At 62.0% G+C, this 20,849-nt stretch carries 18 protein-coding genes; 14 read left to right on the top strand and 4 right to left on the bottom strand.

All coding sequences use genetic code 11. The annotated features are described in order from the left end of the window. The first annotated feature begins 117 nt into the window (after positions 1-117). On the top strand, positions 118-474 hold the full coding sequence (locus AC0L3H_RS15360; protein ID WP_023799084.1) for a VOC family protein: 357 nt from the start codon (positions 118-120) through the stop codon (positions 472-474). 25 nt (positions 475-499) lie between these two features. Here the strand turns inward: AC0L3H_RS15360 and AC0L3H_RS15355 are convergent, their stop codons facing one another. Continuing rightward, a complete protein-coding gene (locus AC0L3H_RS15355; protein WP_473492850.1) occupies positions 500-865 on the bottom strand; it encodes a VOC family protein in 366 nt (121 codons plus the stop codon). A 148-nt stretch (positions 866-1,013) separates the two neighbouring features. Between AC0L3H_RS15355 and AC0L3H_RS15350 the strand changes: the two genes are divergently transcribed. Both AC0L3H_RS15350 and AC0L3H_RS15345 read left to right on the top strand, forming a co-directional pair. Then, complete coding sequence (locus tag AC0L3H_RS15350) at positions 1,014-1,325, top strand: hypothetical protein (protein WP_023799082.1); 312 nt, start codon at positions 1,014-1,016, stop codon at positions 1,323-1,325. 10 nt (positions 1,326-1,335) lie between these two features. Next, on the top strand, positions 1,336-2,226 hold the full coding sequence (locus AC0L3H_RS15345) for a sigma-70 family RNA polymerase sigma factor (RefSeq protein WP_473492851.1): 891 nt from the start codon (positions 1,336-1,338) through the stop codon (positions 2,224-2,226). 26 nt (positions 2,227-2,252) lie between these two features. Here AC0L3H_RS15345 and AC0L3H_RS15340 read toward each other — a convergent pair whose 3' ends face one another. Continuing rightward, on the bottom strand, positions 2,253-3,350 hold the full coding sequence (locus tag AC0L3H_RS15340) for an AraC family transcriptional regulator (protein WP_473492852.1): 1,098 nt from the start codon (positions 3,348-3,350) through the stop codon (positions 2,253-2,255). Positions 3,351-3,426: 76 nt separating this feature from the next. Here AC0L3H_RS15340 and AC0L3H_RS15335 point away from each other — a divergent pair, with 76 nt between their 5' ends. Next, positions 3,427-4,539: a DUF1330 domain-containing protein gene (locus tag AC0L3H_RS15335; protein ID WP_473492853.1), complete on the top strand. Its 1,113-nt coding sequence runs from the start codon at positions 3,427-3,429 to the stop codon at positions 4,537-4,539. Positions 4,540-4,959: 420 nt separating this feature from the next. Continuing rightward, positions 4,960-7,008, top strand: a complete 2,049-nt coding sequence (locus AC0L3H_RS15330) for a family 16 glycosylhydrolase (protein ID WP_473586018.1) — start codon at positions 4,960-4,962, stop codon at positions 7,006-7,008. Positions 7,009-7,338: 330 nt separating this feature from the next. On the opposite strand, the gene AC0L3H_RS15325 is transcribed toward AC0L3H_RS15330, so the two are convergent. Next, the gene (locus AC0L3H_RS15325) at positions 7,339-8,496 is read right to left on the bottom strand and encodes a sulfite oxidase (RefSeq protein ID WP_473586017.1); all 1,158 of its coding nucleotides are present in this window, start codon (positions 8,494-8,496) and stop codon (positions 7,339-7,341) included. 254 nt (positions 8,497-8,750) lie between these two features. Between AC0L3H_RS15325 and AC0L3H_RS15320 the strand changes: the two genes are divergently transcribed. The 3 genes from AC0L3H_RS15320 (at position 8,751) to AC0L3H_RS15310 (ending at position 11,937) form a co-directional block, all read left to right on the top strand. Further along, complete coding sequence (locus AC0L3H_RS15320; RefSeq protein ID WP_077382542.1) at positions 8,751-9,383, top strand: DUF1326 domain-containing protein; 633 nt, start codon at positions 8,751-8,753, stop codon at positions 9,381-9,383. An 8-nt stretch (positions 9,384-9,391) separates the two neighbouring features. Then, complete coding sequence (locus tag AC0L3H_RS15315; RefSeq protein WP_473586016.1) at positions 9,392-10,327, top strand: DUF2182 domain-containing protein; 936 nt, start codon at positions 9,392-9,394, stop codon at positions 10,325-10,327. A gap of 92 nt (positions 10,328-10,419) precedes the next feature. Further along, positions 10,420-11,937: an FAD-dependent oxidoreductase gene (locus tag AC0L3H_RS15310; protein WP_473586015.1), complete on the top strand. Its 1,518-nt coding sequence runs from the start codon at positions 10,420-10,422 to the stop codon at positions 11,935-11,937. A gap of 109 nt (positions 11,938-12,046) precedes the next feature. Here the strand turns inward: AC0L3H_RS15310 and dinB are convergent, their stop codons facing one another. Continuing rightward, positions 12,047-13,288: a DNA polymerase IV gene (dinB, locus tag AC0L3H_RS15305; RefSeq protein WP_473586014.1), complete on the bottom strand. Its 1,242-nt coding sequence runs from the start codon at positions 13,286-13,288 to the stop codon at positions 12,047-12,049. Between the two features lie 423 nt (positions 13,289-13,711). Between dinB and AC0L3H_RS15300 the strand changes: the two genes are divergently transcribed. Genes AC0L3H_RS15300 through AC0L3H_RS15275 form a run of 6 tightly spaced genes read left to right on the top strand, consistent with a single transcriptional unit; the run spans position 13,712 to position 20,833 of the window. Beyond that, positions 13,712-15,253 carry a sugar ABC transporter ATP-binding protein gene (locus AC0L3H_RS15300; protein ID WP_473586013.1) on the top strand — a complete coding sequence of 514 codons (1,542 nt, stop codon included), beginning with the start codon at positions 13,712-13,714 and terminating at the stop codon, positions 15,251-15,253. A gap of 19 nt (positions 15,254-15,272) precedes the next feature. Beyond that, a complete protein-coding gene (locus AC0L3H_RS15295) occupies positions 15,273-16,262 on the top strand; it encodes an ABC transporter permease (RefSeq protein WP_128172110.1) in 990 nt (329 codons plus the stop codon). A gap of 28 nt (positions 16,263-16,290) precedes the next feature. Further along, positions 16,291-17,271 (top strand): sugar-binding transcriptional regulator, encoded by a 981-nt coding sequence (locus tag AC0L3H_RS15290; protein ID WP_473586012.1) that lies wholly within the window; start codon positions 16,291-16,293, stop codon positions 17,269-17,271. Beyond that, positions 17,268-18,263: an aldo/keto reductase gene (locus AC0L3H_RS15285; protein WP_473586011.1), complete on the top strand. Its 996-nt coding sequence runs from the start codon at positions 17,268-17,270 to the stop codon at positions 18,261-18,263. Before AC0L3H_RS15290 ends, AC0L3H_RS15285 begins: the two co-directional genes overlap by 4 nt. 18 nt (positions 18,264-18,281) lie before the next feature. Beyond that, complete coding sequence (locus AC0L3H_RS15280; protein ID WP_473586010.1) at positions 18,282-20,018, top strand: glycerol-3-phosphate dehydrogenase/oxidase; 1,737 nt, start codon at positions 18,282-18,284, stop codon at positions 20,016-20,018. Continuing rightward, positions 19,991-20,833, top strand: a complete 843-nt coding sequence (locus AC0L3H_RS15275; protein ID WP_473586009.1) for a class I fructose-bisphosphate aldolase — start codon at positions 19,991-19,993, stop codon at positions 20,831-20,833. The genes AC0L3H_RS15280 and AC0L3H_RS15275 overlap by 28 nt, the downstream gene beginning before the upstream one ends. The last annotated feature ends 16 nt before the right edge of the window (positions 20,834-20,849 follow it).

Here is a 20,849-nt window from a genome sequence, read left to right as displayed (position 1 = left end):
CCGACCTATATCCAACTGAAGCTTGCCGATATCGAGCGGCTGTGTCGACGGGCGGAAACGTCGTTTGCAACGGCAATAGCTTGTTTGTTCGCATCATTTTCAGGGAGATAAGGAGCCATGATTTCCGGCGCACACATGATCATCTACAGCACGGATGCCGAGGCAGACCGCGCATTTTTTCGCAATGTCCTGCGTTTTCCAGCAGTCGATGCTGGCGAAGGCTGGTTGATCTTCGCATTGCCGCCGGCCGAGATTGCCGTTCACCCGGCCGCCGAAGTCGACAGCCACGAAGTCTATCTCATGTGCGAAGACATCAATGCTACGATCCAAGAGCTGAAATCGCACGATGTTGAATGCACTTCGGTCACCGATGAAGGCTGGGGCCTGCTCACGCATGTCTCGCTTCCCAGTGGCGGCTCGCTTGGCCTTTACCAGCCGAGGCATGCTTTGGCGCACAAAGCCGGGGCTGCTTAAGTGGCCGTTTTCCGGCTGCACCCGCTCATTGGCTGCCGATCACCATGCGGTTGCCCTCGCTATCGCGAAATTCCGCCACCGTGCGGCCTGGCTGCCAGGGCGCCTCCTGCGGTTCGGTGATGATCTCGACGCCGCCCGCCTTCAACGCCGCGATCGTCGCCTCGACATCGTCGTCGACCAGCACCAGCACCGGCTCCGCGCTTGGCGTGTCGTCGGCGCGCCTCGCAAAATGCAGGTTCGTCACGGCGCCGGGAAATTTCAGCTCGATCCAGCGCCAACCGCTATCGCCCATCTTCTCGTCGGCCGTCACCTTGCAGGCGAAATGCCTGGTATAGAACGCCTTGGCGCGGTCCTGGTCGAATACCGGCAGTTCAGCAAACTGGATGTGCATGGTCGTCGCTCCTGCTCCTCGATGGCTGCTGCCTAGCCGTCCGCAGGTGGAAGTCGATCCGGGCGGCCGAAAAAATTTATAGCGTGCGAGAATCTTTTCGGGAACGCGAAACGTCTTCTGCTCAGACCAACCATTCAGGAGACGAACCATGGGCTACAAACTCATTCGCTACAGCGTGAAAGACACCGGGCTGGAAGAGAACCGCGCGCTGGTGGCAAAAGTGTTCGAGACGCTGGATGAAACGGCGCCGCAGAGCGTGCGCTATCTCGTGCTCGAACTCGACGACGGCGAGTTCGTCCATGTCGTCGGCGAAGGAAATGACACATCCGCGCTGACCGGGCTTGCGGCCTTCGAGGCGTTCACGCAAAACCATGCGGAACGGCGCTCGACGCCGGTCAAGCGATCGCCTGCCAAAATCATCGGCAACTACCGTGTGCTTGAGGAGAGCAAGGCCGGATAGAATGGACGCCATGATCCAACCGAAGTTCGATCGGCCGGCGCTTGAGGCGATGCTCTCCGGGTTGCGCGCAAAACTGCACCGCTACTGCGCCCGCATGGCCGGCTCGGTGATCGACGGCGAAGACATCGTCCAGGAGACGCTGGTCAAGGCGCTGCAGGCGGTCGACGGCAGCATGACGGTCGAGCGGCCCGAGCAATGGCTGTTTCGCATCGCGCATAATGCCGTGCAGGATCATCTGCGCCGGCGCCATCGGGAAAGGTCGCGCATGACCGAGACCGACATGACCACGATCGAGGATCCTTCCGGCAGCGCCGACTCAAGGCTCGCCGCGACGGCCGGCCTGCGCAGCTTCATGCAGCTCTCGGTGGCGCAGCGCAGCGCCGTGATCCTGGTCGACGTGCTCGGCCTTTCGCTGCATGAGACCTGCGAGGTGACCGGCGCGACGCTGGCCGCCACCAAGGCGGCGCTGCATCGCGGGCGGGCGCAGTTGCGCCTGCTGGCAGCCGAGCCCGAACAGGCTGCCGCGCCACGGCTCGACGCCGATGACGAGCGGCGGCTGCGCCGCTATGTCGATCTGTTCAACGCGCACGACTTCGACGCGATCAGGGCGCTGATCGCCGAGGATGTCCAGCTCGAATTGGTCACCCGGCTCCGCATGCGCGGCAAGGCTGAAGTGTCGACCTATTTCGGCAATTACGAGCGCATCAGCGACTGGGCGCTGTCGCTGGGTTTTGTTGACGGCCGGCCGGCGATCCTGATCCGCAACCCGCAGGAGCCGGACGGCGCGGTGCGCGGCTTCATGCTGGTCGAATGGCGGGACGAGCGGGTCGTCCAGATCCGCGATTTTCGCTATGCACCCTGGTGCCTGATCGATGCCGAGATCAGCACTGTGGAGGGGTAGGGGGAGGGTCGGCCTCCGGCCGCCCGTTATCCGCGCCGGCCGTCGCGCCAGCCAGCCGGCGAGACGCCCGCGAGCTTCTTGAAGCTCCGGCTGAAGGCCGCTTCGGACTCGTAGCCGACATCACGCCCGACCGCCGAGACTTTGGCCAGCCCATCAGTGAGCAGTCGTGCGGCCAGTTGTACGCGCCATCGCGTGAGATACTGCATCGGTGGGCAGCCGACGAGACGCGTGAAGCGGGCCGCGAGGACGGACCGCGAGACGCCGGTTTCGCGTGCGAGTTCTTCAATTGTCCAGCCACGCGCCGGATTCTCGTGGACAAGCGCAACGGCCCGGCCGACGGCGGGGTCGCGCAAGGCGGCCAGCCAGCCGGCCTGCTCCGGCGGTAGTGCCTCAAGATAGCGGCGAACGACCTCAACGAATATCAGCTCGCTGAGGCGCAGGCGGATGCATTCAGCGCCAGGTCGTTGAACGGACACCTCTGCCAGCGTTAGCTCGATCAGCCGGTCGAGCAGGTCGCTTGGTGCGCCGGCCGCGCGCCGGATGCGTATCAGCGGAGGAAGGGCCCCGAGCAGAGGATTGAACGGCCGTGCATCGCAGCCAAGGAAACCGCAGACATATTTGGTCAGGAGGGGGCCGTCGCCACCTTCGTTGACCACGAAGGGCAGTTGTCCGGCCGCCATGGCGCGAAAGAAATCGAGCGAATCTTCCTGGCTCAAACCGGACCGCACTCCGGGCGCACTGCACATCGCGTACGAATCCTCATGCGGGATCACAAGTATGTCGCCTTCGGCAAATTCCATCGGCGGACCGTCGCCGATGCTGACCGAGCCCGATCCTTGGGTGATGATGTGGTAGGAAATCACATGTTGGGCGCGCGGCAGGATGAGATGGGCAAATGAATCCGCCCGCGGCACTTCCACACTCCAGGGCGAAGAGGCATCGACCCAGAAGAAAAGCGCGCCGGTGAGCTTTATCACGCGCAGCACATCCGAAAGCACATCCTTGTCCGGCGCGGCCGAAGGTGCGGCATCGGCAACGACCTCTTTCGGTGGCCGCCCAGGCGATGGCGCAGGAACGGACGCTGCGGCAAGCGATTGAGACGCTGGGTCATGGAGCGTGCCCATGGCCAAGCCTACTATGCGCCGAACAGCATATCCACCGCGCATCCCGTGGAGTCCATGCGATCAACGGAGGTCGGCCATGTCTACTTATTGCTTCTTCGACGTGCGTGAAATCACCGACCAAGCCAAGGTCGAGCAGTATCTGGCAGGGGTCTTTGCAACGGTTGAACAGTATGGAGGGCGCTATTTGGTGCTGGGCGGGAAGTCCGACCTTGTCGAAGGAGACTGGCAGCCGGTCTATCCGGTCATCGTCGAATTTGCCGACGGCGAGCATGCCCAGCGCTGGTACTCATCGCCTGAATACGAGCCGCTGAAGGCGCTTCGCGTCGCCGGAACCCGATCCAACGCAGTGTTCCTTGAAGGTGCAACGCCGGGATCGGAGCAAGCGGCGGTCCAGACCTACCGGGGCAAGACATCGAAAACTCCGGCTGAAATCTACGACTCACTGTTCGTTCCAGCGCTGTTCCGACAATGGGGGCCTATCGTCGCCGCCGAGGCGGGAATAGGGAGGGGCGACTGCGTGATCGACATTGCCTGCGGTACGGGTGTGCTGGCGCTCGCAGCCCTCGACCGCGTTGGCGCGGAGGGCAAGGTGGTCGGGCTTGACCCCAATCCCGATATGCTTTGCGTTGCCCGCCGCAAAAGCACTCGCATCGAGTGGCGAGAAGGGCGCGCCGAGCAGATACCTTTCCCGGATGAAAGCTTCGACGCCGCAGTCAGCCAGTTCGGCCTGATGTTCTTCGACGATCGAGCAGCCGGACTGCGGGAAATGATGCGCGTGGTCAATTCCGGCGGCCGGCTGGCCGTCGCGGTCTGCGGACCGCTCGACCAGTCGCCCGGCTATGCCGCAGTGGCGGATATGCTTGATCGGCTGTTTGGAAGCGACGTTGCCAACGCGTTCCGGGCGCCCTTTGTGCTCGGCGATGCGGAGTTGCTGCGCTCGCTCTGCGCGAAGGCAGGCATAGAGCGTGCCGAAGTGAAGCGGCACCGCGGAACGGTCCGTTTTGCCTCGATCGAGACGCTGATCTCGACTGAAAGAGCCTGCGTCTGGACGTTGGGCGGGCTTTTGGACAACGAGCAGTTCAAGCGGCTTCTGGAGGAGGCCGAGCGGGCACTTATGCCTTACGTGACAGCAGCCGGCGCCGTCGCTTTCGACATGCCGGCGCTCGTCATCACGGCATCCAAGGACTGACGCTGGCGACCGATTTCCAGGTTATTCCGGCCGTCTGCGGTTCAATAGGTGAACCTGCCGAAGGTCCGAGAAGGGTCGGGGAACGAACCCGCTGCGCGGGAGGGCGCCTGCGGTTGAGGTAGAGGGGACAGGCCGGCCGTCGCGCCTGCATTGAGCGTCGTCCGCCAGCGGGCGGAGAAAGAGCGGCTGGTTGGCGGCGACGTTCGAGCCCGGCGTGACGGTATCGGAAGATACGCAGTATCGAGTCCCGGCTACGTCAACCGATTTGCGACATCTCCCAAATTTCTCGTGAACGTTGGGGATAACCGCACTGACCCCATTTGCGGGGGAATCGGTGTCCATTACACTTCCGTTAACAAATGGACGATTAGATCTGGTGGGGGTCACCGCGAAAATGTTGCGTGAACGAGGAACCCATCAATGGCTGCGATTGCTCTTCCTGGCGATTGGACTGGACAGTACAAGGGATCGAAGCTGAACCTCTCCGGGTTCAAGCTCTCCTTTTCTGACGAGTTCAATACGTTTGATGTCGTGCCGAACAACGGCACCGGCAAGTGGTTCGCGCCGGTACACGCCCCCTATGGGGCCGCCACGTTCATGTCGCCGGTAGGGGCAACGAATCCGTTCTCCGTCTCTGACGGGAAGCTAACCATTACCATGAAGCAGGTGGACGGCGTCTGGCAGTCGGGAACGATGCAAACTGTTAACAGCGCCGGCCAGGGTTTCGCGCAAGAGTACGGGTACTTCGAGATGCGCGCAGCCTTTCACGGCGGGGCGGGAGCCTGGCCGGCTTTCTGGATGCTGTCGCCCGATCAGACTGTGCCACGCGTCGAGGTCGACATCGTTGAAGCGTATGGGGGCGATCCCGATGGTCATCACCAGGCGGTGCACTTGAGCAATAAGGAAAGCCACGCTTCGAAAGGCAACTATTCGGGCCTCGCCAGTTCGATGTTCGACGGGGCGTTTCACACCTATGGCGCGAGGATCACGACGGACTGGATCACCGTGTACTATGACGGCAAGGAGCTGAGCCGCTTTCCAATGAGCGAGTCCTTCCGCACGCCGCTCTATATGATAGCCTCGCTTGCCATGAATCCCCTTGAGGTCGAGCGGGCGTCCGGCACCTACAAGATGGTCATCGACTACGTCCGCGCCTATGCCGCGCCGGACGTGATGGAGCAGCACCTGACCGGGACGGATGCGGCGGATATCCTGAACGGCGGCAGCTTTGATGACGTGCTGGACGGCGGAACCGGTGCTGACAAAATGTCCGGCGGTTTCGGCAACGACACCTACCGCGTCGATGACGCACTCGACGTAGTCATTGAGGCTGACGGCGCCGGAATCGATCTGGTCATCACCTCGATGACGTATTCGCTGTCCGGCCAGCAAATAGAGCAGCTCACGCTCACCGGCGTTGCCGACATCAACGCGATGGGTAACGAACTCGACAACACGCTGGTCGGCAACGCTGGCAACAACCTGCTCTCCGGCGGGGTCGGAATCGACAAGATGGAGGGCGGCGCAGGCAACGATACCTACTATGTCGACAATGCGCTCGACCGCGTGGTCGAGGGCGATGCGGCGGGCAACGATTCGGTGTTCAGCTCGATCACCTATTCACTGCCACGCTATGTCGAAAATCTGACCCTCATCGGCCTTGGCGCTATCAATGGTCGCGGCAATTCTTCCGACAATGAGCTGACCGGGAACAATGGGAACAACACGCTGGACGGCCTTGCCGGCAACGACACCATAAGGGGTGGAGCGGGTAGCGACCGGTTAGCGGGCTATGATGGCACCGACCTTCTCGATGGCGGGACCGGGGCCGACCTGATGAATGGCGGAGCCGGCAACGATACCTATTATGTGGACAATGTACTGGACAACGTCATCGACGAAGCGGGCCTCGACCAGATTTTCAGCTTGGTCACGTACTCACTGGCGGTCGATCGCCGGCTGGTAGAAAATCTGCGTCTGACCGGAAACGCCAACGTCGGAGCCACGGGAAATTCCCTCGACAATGTGCTCGACGGCAACGACAGCGACAACAAACTGGACGGCGGCCGAGGCAATGATACCGTGCTTGGGCGGGGTGGCAACGATGCACTAACGGGCGGCCTGGGCATTGACCGGCTTACTGGTGGCGCCGGCAACGATTTCTTCGTTTTCAGCGCGCCGCTCTCAGTGGCCAACCGCGACATCATCACGGATTTCAACCATACGGCCGATGCATTCAGGCTCCAGAATTCGGTAATGCAGGGGCTTGGAGCCACCACGGGAGCCCTCGATCCAAGGTACTTCTTCGCTGGGACTAGCGCGCACGACGCCGACGACCACATCGTCTATGACAAGGTTACGGGTACGTTGTTTTACGATTCCAACGGAAACGTCGCAGGCGGCATGACAGAGCTCGCGACGCTGACGAACAGGCCGACGCTGCTGGCCGACGATTTTTTCGTGATCTGATCCGGCGCTACAGCGGTGCGCGTGAAAAAGAGATCAAGCGCACCGTTGTAACTTCTTGTTTGCGCATCGCTTTGTTCGAAAAACCGGTGACCTCTTTTTCGAGCGATGGTCTGGTCTAAAATAGTTCTACTGCGCCACAAACTGTGTTGGATGTCTCCTGGCGTCACTTGCTCGTCCCCAATAGACGAGACGAATCGCAACAGTTCACCGAAGCGGTCGTTCCGGGCATCTACGATACGCGTCTATTTTGCCTCCGCAAGCTGACCTAAAGATTGCTTGGACAACCAGTCTGCGCTGCCTGCTTCACCTTCGCGCGTGCAGCAAAGTCTATCAAACGACACGCACGCGGCGCGTCACCTGGCCATTGCTTTCCCAGTATGTGTGTTTCTTGGCAATCAAGGGATCGTCCATTGCCGGTTGAACCTGTCCCGTGGTGCTGACCGCGCGCGAGGTCACCGTATGTTCTCCAGGAGACGGATTTGCCCAGTCCAGGGACCAGATCTTCCAGGCGTGTTCGGCCTCCTCGCTGCGGTCGATGGTCGCCGGTGCCCATGGCGCTTGATCGATTTGCACTTCTACCCGATCGATCGGTGCCCCCCAGGCTGCCCCAATGATGCGGTAGTCCGATTCCTTGCGGGTGACCTTCGCGGGCGCGGACTTTATCAGCGCTCGTCCGACTGAGTCCTCGGTCCACACGGTCTCGCCATTGCGCTCTTCCTCCCGGATGGTGACATAGTCACGCGCCATCAGAAGGCTCATGAAGCGGGTGTCGCGCACCTCGATGCGCTCCAGCCACTTGACGTTGGCGATGCCGTACCAGCCCGGAGCAATCAGCCGCAGCGGAAAACCATTGGCCGCCGGCAAGGCGGCTCCGTTCATTTCATAGCAGAGCAGATTGTCTGGGTTCGTCGCTTCGGCAAGCGACATGCTGCGCGCGAAGTTCTGCTGCATCTTGACGTCGCGGATGGCGACCTCGCCGGTGTCAGTGCCGAAAAAGACCACCTCGATGCCATCTTCCAGAACGCCGGCTTCCTCGAGGATCGGGGCGAGCGGCGTCCCTGCCCAGCGGGCATTGCCGATGCCGCCGGTGAAAAACGGAAAACCGTGGTTGCCCGAGCATTCTACTGTGAAAACGACCTCCTGGCGCGGCCGCGCCTTGATGTCGGCGAGAGTCAGTTTCAAGGGCTTCTTGACCAGGCCGCCGATCTCCATCGACCATGTCTTCTCGTCGATCGTTGGTCGATTGAAATGCGAGATGCTGAAGAACTTGTCGTTCGGCGTTATCCAGCTATCCAGATCCTCCCAGACAAGCTGCTTCTGGATGCCGACCGGATCGGGATTTTCGGTCGGCTGGTCCAGCCACCGAACAACCTCCTCGCTCGGCCGTGTTGGAAAAGCGTAAGCCCGACGCGAGGTATAGAGAGCAGCAATTGCGGCGAGGGCAGCACTTCCCTGAACAAGAAGTTCTCTGCGTTGAAGATCAGGCATGTTGTTTCCTCCCAGTTGATCCGGAAACAGGCTGCAGGTGCCTTGGGCCGCAGCCTGAACACGGATAGGCGCAATGAACGTTTGCCCCACCCGGAGATTATCCGGACAGGTCAACAATCAGCGGCGCATCTCAAACATGTGAAGCCTTGGACGAAACTCTCGCTTGGGTTTCGCCTTTTTGAGGGTGCGCCTTTGAGAGGGAAGAGTCCAGGTGTATGATGATGGTCTAATATTTCGAGATCAGGGAGGACAGTATGACGTCTTGGGAAATCAAGGGACGCGAACTTGTCAATTGCACCTGCGAATATGGCTGCAACTGTCAATTCAATGCGCTGCCCGACAAGGGCCATTGCCATGCCGTGGCCGGCATCCAGATCGATGAAGGTCATCATGGCGAGACCGTTCTCGACGGCCTGCGCATCGCCGCGATCTTCAAATGGCCCGGGGCGATCCACGAGGGCAACGGCGAAGCCATCGCTTTCGTCGACGAGAAGGCAACCGACCAGCAGCGTAACGCGCTGCTGCGCATCATGACCGGCCAGGACACCGACCCGTTCGCGACGATGTTCGCCGTCTACGCCTCGACCGTGACAAAAATGAACGAGCCGGTTTTCACCAGGATCGATCTCGACCTCGATGTCGACGGCCGCAGGGGCCGCATCTTCGTCAAGGACTACATCGAAACGGTCGGCGAACCGATCCGCAACAAGGTGACGGGCGCGGACTCGCGCGCCCAGATCGTGTTGCCGAACGGCTTCGAATATGCGGTCGCCGAGATCGGCAGCGCTTCGAGCACAACCAGCGGGCCGGTTCAGGTGACCACCAAGGACAGTTACGGCCAGTTCGCGCGGCTGCATCTCAACAATCACGGGGTGGTGCGGGCCTGACGCGGCGCATGAACGGCGGGTCGCCACTGGAACGGCTGCTCAGACGCGACCGCGTCATCACGATTGCGGGCGTGGTGGCGCTGTGCCTGCTGGCCTGGCTTTACATCGCCGCCGGCGCAGGGATCGGCATGAATGCGTGGGAGATGTCGACGCTCGCGTTATTCCCGCACCTGCAAACTCCGAACATGACATCCGATATGACCTCTGACATGCCCGGCATGGACATGTCTGGCATGGATATGTCCGGCATGGGCATGAGCGCGATGAACATGTCTGGCACGGATAGGGGCGCGATGGACATCGCGGGGGAGCCGCGGGCCTGGGGGGCCGCGAACTGGGCGCTGATGATCGCCATGTGGTGGGTCATGATGATCGCCATGATGTCGCCGAGTGCGGCGCCGACCATCCTGCTCTATGCGCGCGTGCATCGCCATGCGCTGGCACAGGGTCAGATCCAGGACAAGCTCGCGCCGACCGGCGTGTTCATGGCAGGCTACCTCCTGGTCTGGCTGGGGTTCTCCGTCGCGGCCACCGCATTGCATTGGCTGCTCGAACGCGAAGCCTTCGTTTCCGCGACGATGATGAGTTCGCAGAGCCGCTGGCTTTCAGCCATCGTCCTGATCGGCGCGGGGATCTATCAGCTCTCGCCCTTCAAGAACGCCTGCCTGTCGCATTGCCGGGCACCGACGGCGTTCCTTGCCCGCCACTGGCGTCCGCACGCAACTGGCGCGCTGCGCCTCGGCGCACTGCACGGGGTGTTTTGTGTCGGATGCTGCTGGATGCTGATGGCGTTGTTGTTCGTGGGTGGCGTCATGAATCTGGTGTGGGTTGCCGCGCTCGCCATTCTGGTGCTGGCGGAAAAACTGTTTCCTGCCGGCCTGTGGGTTGGCCGGGCAGCCGGCATCGCCCTGATCGCCTGGGGCAGCGCAACGCTTTTGGTCTGACGACCAGGGCCGCCTCTGTCGGCATTCAAAGCGTCGAGGAACTTTGAATTCTCGCATCCGTTACCGAATATCGTGGATGGGAGGCTCCGCCGATGAATGTCAGCGATGAAAGGACTGTATCGCTCTGGGCGGCGACCGAAGTCGTGCCCGATGCGGTGCCGCTCGGGCAAAGCGAACAGGTCGATGTCGTGGTCGTCGGGTCTGGGATTGCCGGACTGTCAGTCGCCTACGAACTGGCCGTCGCCGGGCAAAAGGTGGCTGTCCTCGATCGCGGCCGGATCGGAAGCGGCATGACGGCTCGCACCACTGCGCACCTGTCATCTGTCTGCGACGACTATTTTTCGGAGCTGACCAAATTGCGCGGCGAGGACCTGGCGCGGATTTTTTACCAAAGCCAATCGGCCGCTATCGACCGTATCCAATCCATCCAGGAGACCGAGCGTATCGCTTGCGATTTCCGGCGCCTTGATGGCTTTCTCTTTCCGGCTTCCGGCAGCCAGGAATCCGATATCACGCGCGAACTGGACGCCGCTCTGAAGATCGGTGTCGAGGTCGAGAAGACTAGGGGCGTGCCATTTGCAGGCTTTTCGGATGTGCAGGCCCTTCGATACGCCAATCAGGCGACCTTCCACCCGCTCAAATATCTCCGCGGGCTGGCCGCGGCCATCCGCGCGCGCGGCGGCGTGCTTTATGCTGATACTATCGTCGAAAAGGTCGAGGAGACTGATGGCGGCGTGCATGTAACCACGGTTTCAGGCTCTACCGTGTCTGCCAGATCGGCCGTTGTCGCCACCAACTCGCCGATCAACGATCGGGTCGCGCTTCACACCAAGCAAGCGCCCTATCGAACCTACGCGATGTCGTTCGAGATCGCGCGCGATACCATACCGGATGCGCTGTATTGGGATACTGAAGACCCTTATCACTACGTTCGGCTTCAGCCTGGCGACGGTCGAACCGACTTCCTGATCGTCGGAGGTGAAGACCACAAGACAGGACAGGCCGATGATGCCGGTGACCGTTTCGCGGCCCTGACGGCCTGGACCAAAAGGCTGGTGCCCGATGTCGGCGTGGAAATCAACCGGTGGTCCGGGCAGGTGATGGAGACGGTCGATTATGTGGGGTTCATCGGCCGCAATCCTGGCGACAGCCGCGTCTTTGTGGCGACCGGGGATTCCGGCCAGGGCATTACCCATGGCGTTGTCGCCGGCCTGTTGATTTCAGACCTGATTCTGAAGGAGGAAAGTCCCTGGCGCGAACTCTACGAGCCGTCGCGCAAGACGGCAGGCGCGATCGGCGATTACCTGTCGGAGAATGCGACGGCGATCAAGAGTTTTGCCGAATATATCGCGCCTGGCGAGATCGATTCCGTCGATAAGCTGCGACCGGGAGAAGGTGCCATCGTCCGTGAAGGGCTCAGCAAGATCGCCGCATTTCGCGATGACGACGGCACGCTTTACAAGCGCTCGGCCGCATGCACGCATGTCGGCTGCCACGTCCACTGGAACTCGCTCGAGCGCTGCTGGGACTGCCCCTGCCACGGTTCGCATTTTGCAATCGATGGCACGGCCTTGAACGGACCGGCCGTGGCGCCGCTGGGAAGCGAGTAGGCAGTAGGCAGTAGGCAGTAGGCAGCGGGCAGTGGGCAGTGGGCGGTGGTGAGGAAGCCATTCAAGGGGCCATTCCCCTACTCCCCTACTGCCTACTGCCTTCCATTACTTACAATTCCTTTTCTGCCAGCTCGCGAAACGCGTCGGGAACCGATCGCGACTGCCCGAGCGCGACCGATGCGTAGCCGACCGCCTCCCAGCCGAAGCGGTCGCGGATCTTGTCGATGGCGCGGTCGGCGGTCCAGCGTGCCGTGCCTTTCCTGGTGCCGGGGCGGCGGCGGTCGTCGTCGAGGCCGAGCGGCAGTTCCAGCTGCAGGGCAGGTTGCTTCTCCAGATGCGACACGGCGATCGCCAGCAGCGAGATGGTCTTTTCGTGCGGATGATCGACAAGCACCTTGCGCACCAGCGCCTCGGCAATCTCGGCCAGCATCGCGGTTGCCGAAATCGGCTGGTCGAGCGTGACCGAACGCGTCACCGAGCGCAGATCGGCAAAGCGGACGCGGACCGTCACCGTGCGGCCGGGCCGCGATTTCGCCCGCAGCCTGGTGGCGACCCTGTCGGCCAGATGCAGCAGGGTGGGCACGAAGATTTTTGCCTCGGCCGGTTTCCTGCCGAGCGCCGATTGAGCGCCGGCCGATAGTGCCCGGCGCTGCGTCTCGAGTTTTCGTGGATCGCGGTTCCAGGCCAGCGCGTTGAGCTTTTCGCCCGCCGCCGGCCCGAGCAGGCGCTCCAGCGATTGGGCGTTAAACTTCGCCAGCTCGCCGATGGTGCGCACACCAATGCCGGCCAGCCGCTCCCTGGTGACCGGACCGACGCCCCACATCAGTTCGACCGGCAGGTCGTGCAGAAACTCCAGCTCGTGGCGCGGATCGACCACCACCAGCCCGTCGGGCTTGGCCACCTGCGAGGCGATCTTGGCCAGGTGCTTGGTGCGCGCCACGCCGACCGAGATCGGTAGCCCGAGCTCCGCCCGCACGCGGCGGCGGATGGTTGTCGCGATCTCGGCCGGCGGGCCGAACAGATGGGTGCAGCCGGCGACGTCGGCAAAGGCCTCGTCGATGGAAATCCGCTCGACCACCGGGGTGAAATCGCCGAGCACTTGAATAGCCGCATCGCCGAGCCGCTGATAATCCTTGAAATGGCCGCCGACGAAAATCAGCCCGGGGCAGAGTTCACGCGCGCGCCGCCCCGGCATGCCGCCGCGCACGCCAAAAGCCCTGGCCTCGTAGGACGCGGCCAAGACGACGCCGCCGCCAACGGCGATCGGCTTGCCGCGCAGGGCGGGGTCGAGCAACTGTTCGACCGAGGCATAGAAAGCGTCCAGATCAGCGTGGAGGATGTTGGCTTCCATCCGGCCCGTTCGCCCGCGGCGGTTCGAACGCCGCATTGTCCTGAGGGTGGGTTTTTGTGTGAACATAAAGAGAACAAATAGGGCGGATTGTCAAGCAGCGTGGAGGGCAGGTGGAGGCAATCGCTTCAGGTTTGCGCTGCCCAATCCGCTTACCGTTCCAGCGTTGGTGGTTGGCGAAAACTGAAGCGGCTGCTGTCTCCTTGCTGGGGAGATGTCCGGCAGGACGGAGGGTGTAGTCCCGCCGACCTCTCAAGACCTGGGTTCCCCGCCCACCGCGAAGCGGGGGAGAGGTGGGCGCGCAGCGGCCCGCGGGGGGGGGGTTGGTGGGGGGCGGGGGCCCCCCCCGCCGGGGGGGGGGGGGGGCGCCCCCCCCCCCCCTCGACCCGGGCCATATCATCAATTTCAACGCTGAAGGGGGACGGAGTGACTGCCTCCGCCATTCTTGAAATCCGCGACATCTCGAAATCGTTCGGCGCCATCAAAGCGCTGACCGGGGTCGATTTCACGCTGCAGCGCGGCGAAATTCATGCGCTGTGCGGCGAGAACGGTGCGGGCAAGTCCACGCTGATGAATATCATCGCCGGCATTGTGCAACCCGACGAAGGCGCCATTCGTCTCGAAGGCAACAACGTCACCATCACATCGCCATCCGCCGCGCAGCGGCTTGGCATAGGCCTCGTCCATCAGGAAATCGCGCTCTGCCAGGATGCCACGGTGGCCGAGAATATCCTCATGGCGGCCGTCAACAATCGGCGCGCGCCGCTGATGAATTTTCGCCGGCTCTACGCCGATGCGCAGAAGATAATGGACCTGCTGGCGCCGATCCCGGTCGAGACGCCGGTCGCCGACCTTTCTATTTCCAACCAGCAACTTGTGGAAATCGCCAAGGCGCTGACGCTCGAATGCCGGGTGCTGATGCTCGACGAGCCGACGGCCGCGCTGACCGAGACCGAGGCGCAGCGCCTTTTCGCAATCGTCCGCGATCTCAAGGCGCGCGGAATTTCAATCATCTACATCAGCCATCGCATGGCGGAGATCTTCAGCCTGTGCGACCGCGTCACGGTGTTTCGTGACGGCAGATACGTAGCGACCGATTCCATCGCTTCGGTCACTCCCAATGATGTCGTGCGCAAGATGGTCGGGCGCGAAATCACGCAGCTCTATCCGCAAAAGCTCTCGCCTGAACGGCGTACGGACCGCCCTGTGCTGTCGGTCGAAAATCTCTCCTATCGACAGGGTTCCGCTGGCGTCAGTTTCACGCTTCGAGCAGGCGAAATTCTTGGCGTTGGCGGGTTGATTGGCGCCGGTCGCAGCGAGATGGTCCAGACCGTTTGCGGCTTGCGCCCGAAAGTGTCGGGATCGGTCGAACTCAATGGCGAGCCGGTCAGCATCAGGACCTACAGCGATGCGGTGCGCGCAGGCCTCGTCTACCTCTCGGAGGACCGCAAGGCGTCGGGCCTGTTCCTCGACCTGTCGGTTGCATCCAATATCTCCGCGCTCGACCTTCGGAAGCTGACCACGCCGCTTGGGCTGCTCGATCGCCGCGCCGAGGCAAAGCAAGCCACCGACCTGGTCGTGCGCCACGGTGTGCGCATGGGCGGCATCGAGACACAGGTGTCGACGCTCAGCGGTGGCAACCAGCAGAAAGTCGCCATCGCCAGGCTTCTGTCGGTCGGCCCCAAAGTGGTCATTCTGGACGAACCCACACGCGGGGTCGATGTGGGCGCCAAAGTGGAAATTCATCGCCTGCTGCGCGATCTCGCCGAGCGGGGCGTCGGCGTCATCGTGATTTCATCCGAGCTTCCGGAATTGATCGGACTGAGCGACCGGGTGCTTGTCATACACGAAGGTGCCATCGTCGGCGAACTGGGGGCTGACGAATTGACCGAAGAGGCAATCATGCTGCTGGCTTCGGGTCTCCGGCAGCAACGATCAAACGCAAGGCAGGTTCAGAATGTCGCTTAGACAGACCGGAGGAACCCTCATGGACGCTGAAATCAAGGCGAGCGCCCCCGGGCTTGGCGGGCGCAACTGGCTGCGTCTTGGGTCGATGCGCGAGGCGGGGCTGATCGCTATCATGCTGGCGCTGTGCATCGCCATGACATTCGCTTCGCCGCATTTCCTGACCTGGGGAAATTTCCGCGCCATGCTGATGAGCTTCTCGATTGAAGGCATCGTCGTGGTCGGCATGACGATACTCCTCATAGTCGGCGGCATCGACCTTTCCGTCGGGTCGGTGGTCTGCTTCTCCATGGTCGTGTCAGGCGCTCTTTTCCTGATGGGTCTGGACCCGTGGACCGCGAGCCTCATCGGCATAGGCGCCAGCGCACTGATCGGCGCGGTGATGGGCTTCTTCGTGACAGTTATCGGGCTCAATCACTTCATCACATCGCTGGCGGCGATGGTGATCGTGCGCGGTCTCTGTCTTGTCATCACCAAGGGAACCCCGCTGTCGCTGTTCACCCTGCCGCCCGGGTTCAAGGCGATCGGCCAGGGCAGCTTCGGCAATGTGCCTTATGTCATCGTCATCTTTGTTGTGGTCGTGGCCATATTCGATTTTCTGCTTCGGCGTGCCACGGCCTTCCGCAAGGTCTTTTATACCGGCAGCAACGAGAAGGCGGCCCAATTTTCAGGCATCAAGACCAAGCAGGTCAAATTCTGGGTCACGGTTCTCTGCTCCACCCTCGCGGGCTTTGCCGGCATCATCTATATGTCACGCTTTGGCGCTGCGACCCCGACCTTCGGCGCTGGCATGGAGCTCAACATCATCGCCGCGGCGGTGATTGGCGGAGCATCGCTCAATGGCGGCTCGGGCACCATCTTCGGCGCCATACTGGGCATGGCGCTGCTCTCGGTCGTCACAAGCTCGCTGATCCTGCTCGACGTTTCCGTCTATTGGCAGGACATGATCAAGGGATGCATCCTGCTCGCGGCGGTATCGATCGACCACTTCCTGCACCGCAGGAAGTCCTGAGCAGCAGCGCGAGAGTTGAGCATCCATCATGTCACCACCCAATTCGCGGGACGACGTCACGATCGTCCGCCAGATGTATCAGGCGCTTGTGCTTCATTACATGGAAGCCAAGACGCAGGCGGAAATCGCCAAGGAGCTCGGCATCTCGCATGCGACCGTCAACCGCCTCATCAAACGCGGTCATCAACTCGGGCTTGTCGAGATCAAGATCAAGTCGCCGGTCGAGCAACTGATCGACATCGAGGCGCGACTTGTCGCGATCGGTGGACTCCAAAGGGCCGTCGTCGTTCCCTCCGTTTCGGACAATCCGCAGACTGCGCTTCAGCGTGTCGGTGAGGCTGCAGCCAGGCTGGTGCTCGAGACGATCAAGGACGGCGACACGATTTCCATCACCGGGGGCAAGGGGGTGAGTGCCGTCGTCGCCGGCCTCAAGCCGAGCCGCAGCTACGACGTCGAGGTTGTTCCCGCGACCGGCCTGGTCCAGGGCAAGCATTATACCGACGTCAATCATGTCGCGTCTCTGATGGCCGACAAGCTCGGCGGGCGCGCCTATCAGATTCACGCGCCGCTGTTTGCCGACAGCCCGGCCCAACGCGACATGCTGATGGGCGTCCGGGCCGTTTCGGATATCTTCAACAAGGCGCGCGAAGCAACGCTTGCGGTGGTCGGCATCGGCTCCATCCTGGCTGACGATTCGAGCTACTACGATCTGCACCCGTCCTCGAGCGCCGACCGGCTCGCCATCGAGCGCTCCGGCGCGGCGGGCGAACTGCTCGCGCATCTCATAGACGGCGACGGCAAGCTCGCCGACTACAGCCTCAACCGCTCACTGGTCTCGCTGACGCTTGAGGAATTCGCGACCATTCCGCGGTCGATCGGGGTCGCCAGCGGCGCCAGCAAGGTGGTCCCGATCCTCAGTGCCATGCGCGGCTCTCACCTCGATACTCTCGTCACCGACGAAACCACCGGCCTGAAGATCCTCGAACTAGCCGAAGGAAATACAGCATGAATTCTCGACAAATCACCCGCTCAATCGGCAAGTCCGGCGTTGTCGCTTCGGCGGTGGGCCTAGGCACCTGGGCCATCGGTGGCTGGATGTGGGGTGGCACGGATGAAGCGGAATCGATCGCTGCAATCCAGGCGTCCATCGATGCCGGCGTCTCGCTGATCGACACCGCGCCTGCCTACGGTCTCGGCCGCAGCGAGGAGATCGTCGGCAAGGCCATCAAGGGCCGGCGCGACCGCGCGGTCATCGCCAGCAAATGCGGCCTGAACTGGCATTCGAACAAAGGCAACCACTTCTTCGATCAGGATGGAACGCCGGTGAACCGATATCTCGGCGCCGACGGCATCGCTTATGAGGTGGAACAGAGCCTGCGGCGGCTCGGCACCGATTATATCGATCTCTACATCACTCACTGGCAGGATCCTACGACACCCATTGCCGAAACGATGGAAGAGCTCGAACGCCTCAAATCCGCTGGCAAGATCCGCGCCATCGGCGCAAGCAATCTCGATGCCGCCGAGCTGCAGCAGTATGTAGCCGCTGGCCAGCTCGACGCGATCCAGGAAAGATATTCGATGCTGGATCGCGACATCGAGCAGACATTGCTGCCGATCGCGCGCCAGCATCAAGTTGCTGCGCTCAGCTACTCGTCGCTTGCGCTCGGCCTGCTCTCAGGCGCCATCGATCCGGCGCGTGAGTTCAGCGGCGACGACCAGCGCAAAGACAATCCGCGCTTCTCCCAGGCCAACCGGCGCAAGGTAGCCGCGCTGAAACATGCCCTGGCCCCGGTCGCTGAGATCCACCAGGCAAGCATGGCGCAGATCGTCATCGCCTGGACGCTGGCGCAGCCCGGCATCACCTTCGCGTTGTGTGGAGCGCGAAACGCCACGCAGGCGCTCGACAACGCCAGGGCAGGGGAGATTTTACTGAGCGCGGCGGAACTGGGGACGATCGATGCGGCGGTGGCCGGGCATCTCGTAGCGATAGACGCGTGATCGAAAGCGCGTCCTGAGATGAATCGCGTCCAGACGATCGCCGGCTTGCGCGGGAACCCCGATGTTGACGTCCTCGTGATAGGCGGCGGCATCAACGGCATCAGCGTGTTTCGCGAACTCGCTTTGCAGGGCGTCGATGTCCTGCTCGCCGAAAAGGGCGACTATTGCTGCGGCGCCAGCGCAGCCCTCTCGCGCATGGTTCATGGCGGCTTGCGCTACCTTGAAAACGGCGAGTTCAAGCTGGTCCGCGAATCCCTGCTAGAACGCGATCGGCTATTGAAGAACGCGCCGCATTACGTTGCGCCACTGCCAACCACAGTGCCAATCTTCGACCTGTTCTCAGGCATCGCAAATGGTGCATTCCGCTTCCTTGGGCTAAGCCGTCGTCCGGGTCGGCGCGGCGCATTGGTCATCAAGACCGGCCTGGCGATGTATGACTTCTTCACCGCCGCACGGCGTATCGTCCCGACGCACAAGTTCTGGAGCCGTGCTGAAACACTCAAGGTCTGGCCTGCAATCAATCCTGCTATCCGCAATTCGGCGACATACTATGACGCCTGGGTCAGCCACCCCGAGCGGCTGGGTACCGAGATGCTGCGCGACACCATGAACGAAAAGCCATCCGCTCGAGCGCTCAACTATGCACGTGTATCGCTTGGTGACGCGAGCCTTGCGCTCAACGACGGACTGTCTGGCGAAACGATCGCCGTGAAGCCGCGGCTCGTCGTCAACGCCACAGGCGGCTGGATCGACCTGACCAATTCGGCTATCGGAGCCGTTGCGCCGAAGTTTATGGGCGGCACCAAAGGATCGCATCTTATCGTCGATAATCGCGAGCTTCACGACGCGCTCGACGGCCACATGATCTATTACGAGAACGAGGACGGCCGGATCTGCATCCTATTCCCCTATCTCGGCAATGTGCTGGTCGGCTCGACGGATATCCGTGCCGACGATCCCGACAAGGCGCAATGCGAGGACGACGAGCGGCAATACATCCGGCAGTCCGTGTCCTTCGTGTTTCCCGGGATCGAGATCGCTGATACCGACATCGTCTTTCAGTTCACCGGGGTGAGGCCGCTACCGATAAGCCGGGACAGTTTTACCGGGCGCATTCCCCGCGATCATTTCTGCGAGCTCATCGAGGGCGCCGGTATGGTGCCGCCGACGCTGTGCATGATCGGCGGGAAATGGACAACCTTCCGGTCGTTCGGCGAACTGGCAGCGGATATCGTGCTCGAGCGATTGTGCCGACGGCGCATCGTCGGCACCGAAAACATGCCGATCGGCGGCGGCCGGCATTTTCCCATGGCCCCCGAAAAATGGTGCGCAGAACGCGCGGCGGCGCATGGCCTGTCGCTTGACCGCATGCGCAGCCTGTTCGCGCGCTACGGCACCGTGGCGGATGCCGTCGCCGCTTTTTTGGCAGCGGGACAGGACGAGCTCTTGCCTGGCAGCGACTACTCGGTCCGGGAGATTCAGTATCTCATCGCCAATGAATATGTCGAGCAGTTGGAGGACCTGCTGCTCCGCCGCACGACAATTGCCATCACCGGTGCACTCTCTTGCGGCCTTCTCGATGCGGTTCTCGATATTCTCGCAGTCGAAAAGAGGTGGGATGCTGCGCGCAAGGCATTCGAGCGCACCGATTTCCTCGCCCTGCTGCAGCGCCAGCACGGCGTCGATCTCGACCAGCTATCGCAAAAAGACCAAGGAAGGAGCGCCGAATGCGCATCAACAAGAAAGTCCGCATGAGCCGGCTGTTCGGCGGGGCGCGCTGTCTCGACGTCGCAATCGACCATGGCGTGTGCAACGAGCCGTCGTTCCTGGAAGGGCTGGAGGATATGGCCGGCGTCGTCGCCCAACTGGTCGCCGCGGGGCCGGACGCCATTCAGATGAATTATGGCCAGGCCGATCTGCTGCAGTCCCTGCCTGGCAAGGACAAGCCGGCATTGGTCATGCGCATAGACATGGGTAATCCATACAACAAAACCCGTCATCGCTCGATGTGGGCCATCCTGCAGAACGAAGCCGAGCCGCTGATCGGCGCGCTGGAGATGGACGCGGCCTGCGTGGTCGTCAATCTGTTCATGCTGCCCGACGAGCCGGACCTGTTTCGGCAATGCGTCCACAACATTGCCAGGGTTCGCGCCGACTGTGAAAGATATGGCTTGCCGCTGATGATCGAGCCGCTGGCAATGCTGCCCAATTCAGAGCGCGGAGGCTACATGGTCGACGGCGACCCCGAAAAGATCGTCACCCTGACCCGGCTCGCCAGCGAGATGGGCGCCGACATCATCAAGGCGGATCCGACGACCGATCCGAACGACTTCCACCGGGTGGTGGCGGCGGCACGCTGTCCTGTCCTTGTGCGCGGTGGGGGCAGGGAGGATTTGCGCGCAGTCTTCGACAAGTCGGCGGCGCTGATGGCACAAGGCGCGGCAGGCATGGTCTATGGCCGCAACATATACCAGCATTCCAACCCTCGTGCCGTCGTGAGAGGATTGATGGCGATCATCCATGAGAATGCCGACGGCGCGGCGGCCTGGGAGCTCTACCAGCAAGAATAATCTTTGCAGCTTGGGA

The organism is Mesorhizobium sp. WSM4816 (assembly GCF_055811535.1).
This window is presented reverse-complemented; position numbering and strand designations above follow the sequence as displayed.

Coding starts and splice junctions, on each gene's coding strand:
- AC0L3H_RS15330 (WP_473586018.1), top strand. CDS start 4,960: ATGGCTGCGATTGCTCTTCCTGGCGATTGGACTGGACAGTACAAGGGA.
- AC0L3H_RS15280 (WP_473586010.1), top strand. CDS start 18,282: ATGAATCGCGTCCAGACGATCGCCGGCTTGCGCGGGAACCCCGATGTT.
- AC0L3H_RS15360 (WP_023799084.1), top strand. CDS start 118: ATGATTTCCGGCGCACACATGATCATCTACAGCACGGATGCCGAGGCA.
- dinB (WP_473586014.1), bottom strand. CDS start 13,288: ATGGAAGCCAACATCCTCCACGCTGATCTGGACGCTTTCTATGCCTCG.
- AC0L3H_RS15320 (WP_077382542.1), top strand. CDS start 8,751: ATGACGTCTTGGGAAATCAAGGGACGCGAACTTGTCAATTGCACCTGC.
- AC0L3H_RS15290 (WP_473586012.1), top strand. CDS start 16,291: ATGTCACCACCCAATTCGCGGGACGACGTCACGATCGTCCGCCAGATG.
- AC0L3H_RS15310 (WP_473586015.1), top strand. CDS start 10,420: ATGAATGTCAGCGATGAAAGGACTGTATCGCTCTGGGCGGCGACCGAA.
- AC0L3H_RS15335 (WP_473492853.1), top strand. CDS start 3,427: ATGTCTACTTATTGCTTCTTCGACGTGCGTGAAATCACCGACCAAGCC.
- AC0L3H_RS15315 (WP_473586016.1), top strand. CDS start 9,392: ATGAACGGCGGGTCGCCACTGGAACGGCTGCTCAGACGCGACCGCGTC.
- AC0L3H_RS15275 (WP_473586009.1), top strand. CDS start 19,991: ATGCGCATCAACAAGAAAGTCCGCATGAGCCGGCTGTTCGGCGGGGCG.
- AC0L3H_RS15340 (WP_473492852.1), bottom strand. CDS start 3,350: ATGGGCACGCTCCATGACCCAGCGTCTCAATCGCTTGCCGCAGCGTCC.
- AC0L3H_RS15350 (WP_023799082.1), top strand. CDS start 1,014: ATGGGCTACAAACTCATTCGCTACAGCGTGAAAGACACCGGGCTGGAA.
- AC0L3H_RS15325 (WP_473586017.1), bottom strand. CDS start 8,496: ATGCCTGATCTTCAACGCAGAGAACTTCTTGTTCAGGGAAGTGCTGCC.
- AC0L3H_RS15345 (WP_473492851.1), top strand. CDS start 1,336: ATGATCCAACCGAAGTTCGATCGGCCGGCGCTTGAGGCGATGCTCTCC.
- AC0L3H_RS15285 (WP_473586011.1), top strand. CDS start 17,268: ATGAATTCTCGACAAATCACCCGCTCAATCGGCAAGTCCGGCGTTGTC.
- AC0L3H_RS15295 (WP_128172110.1), top strand. CDS start 15,273: ATGGACGCTGAAATCAAGGCGAGCGCCCCCGGGCTTGGCGGGCGCAAC.
- AC0L3H_RS15355 (WP_473492850.1), bottom strand. CDS start 865: ATGCACATCCAGTTTGCTGAACTGCCGGTATTCGACCAGGACCGCGCC.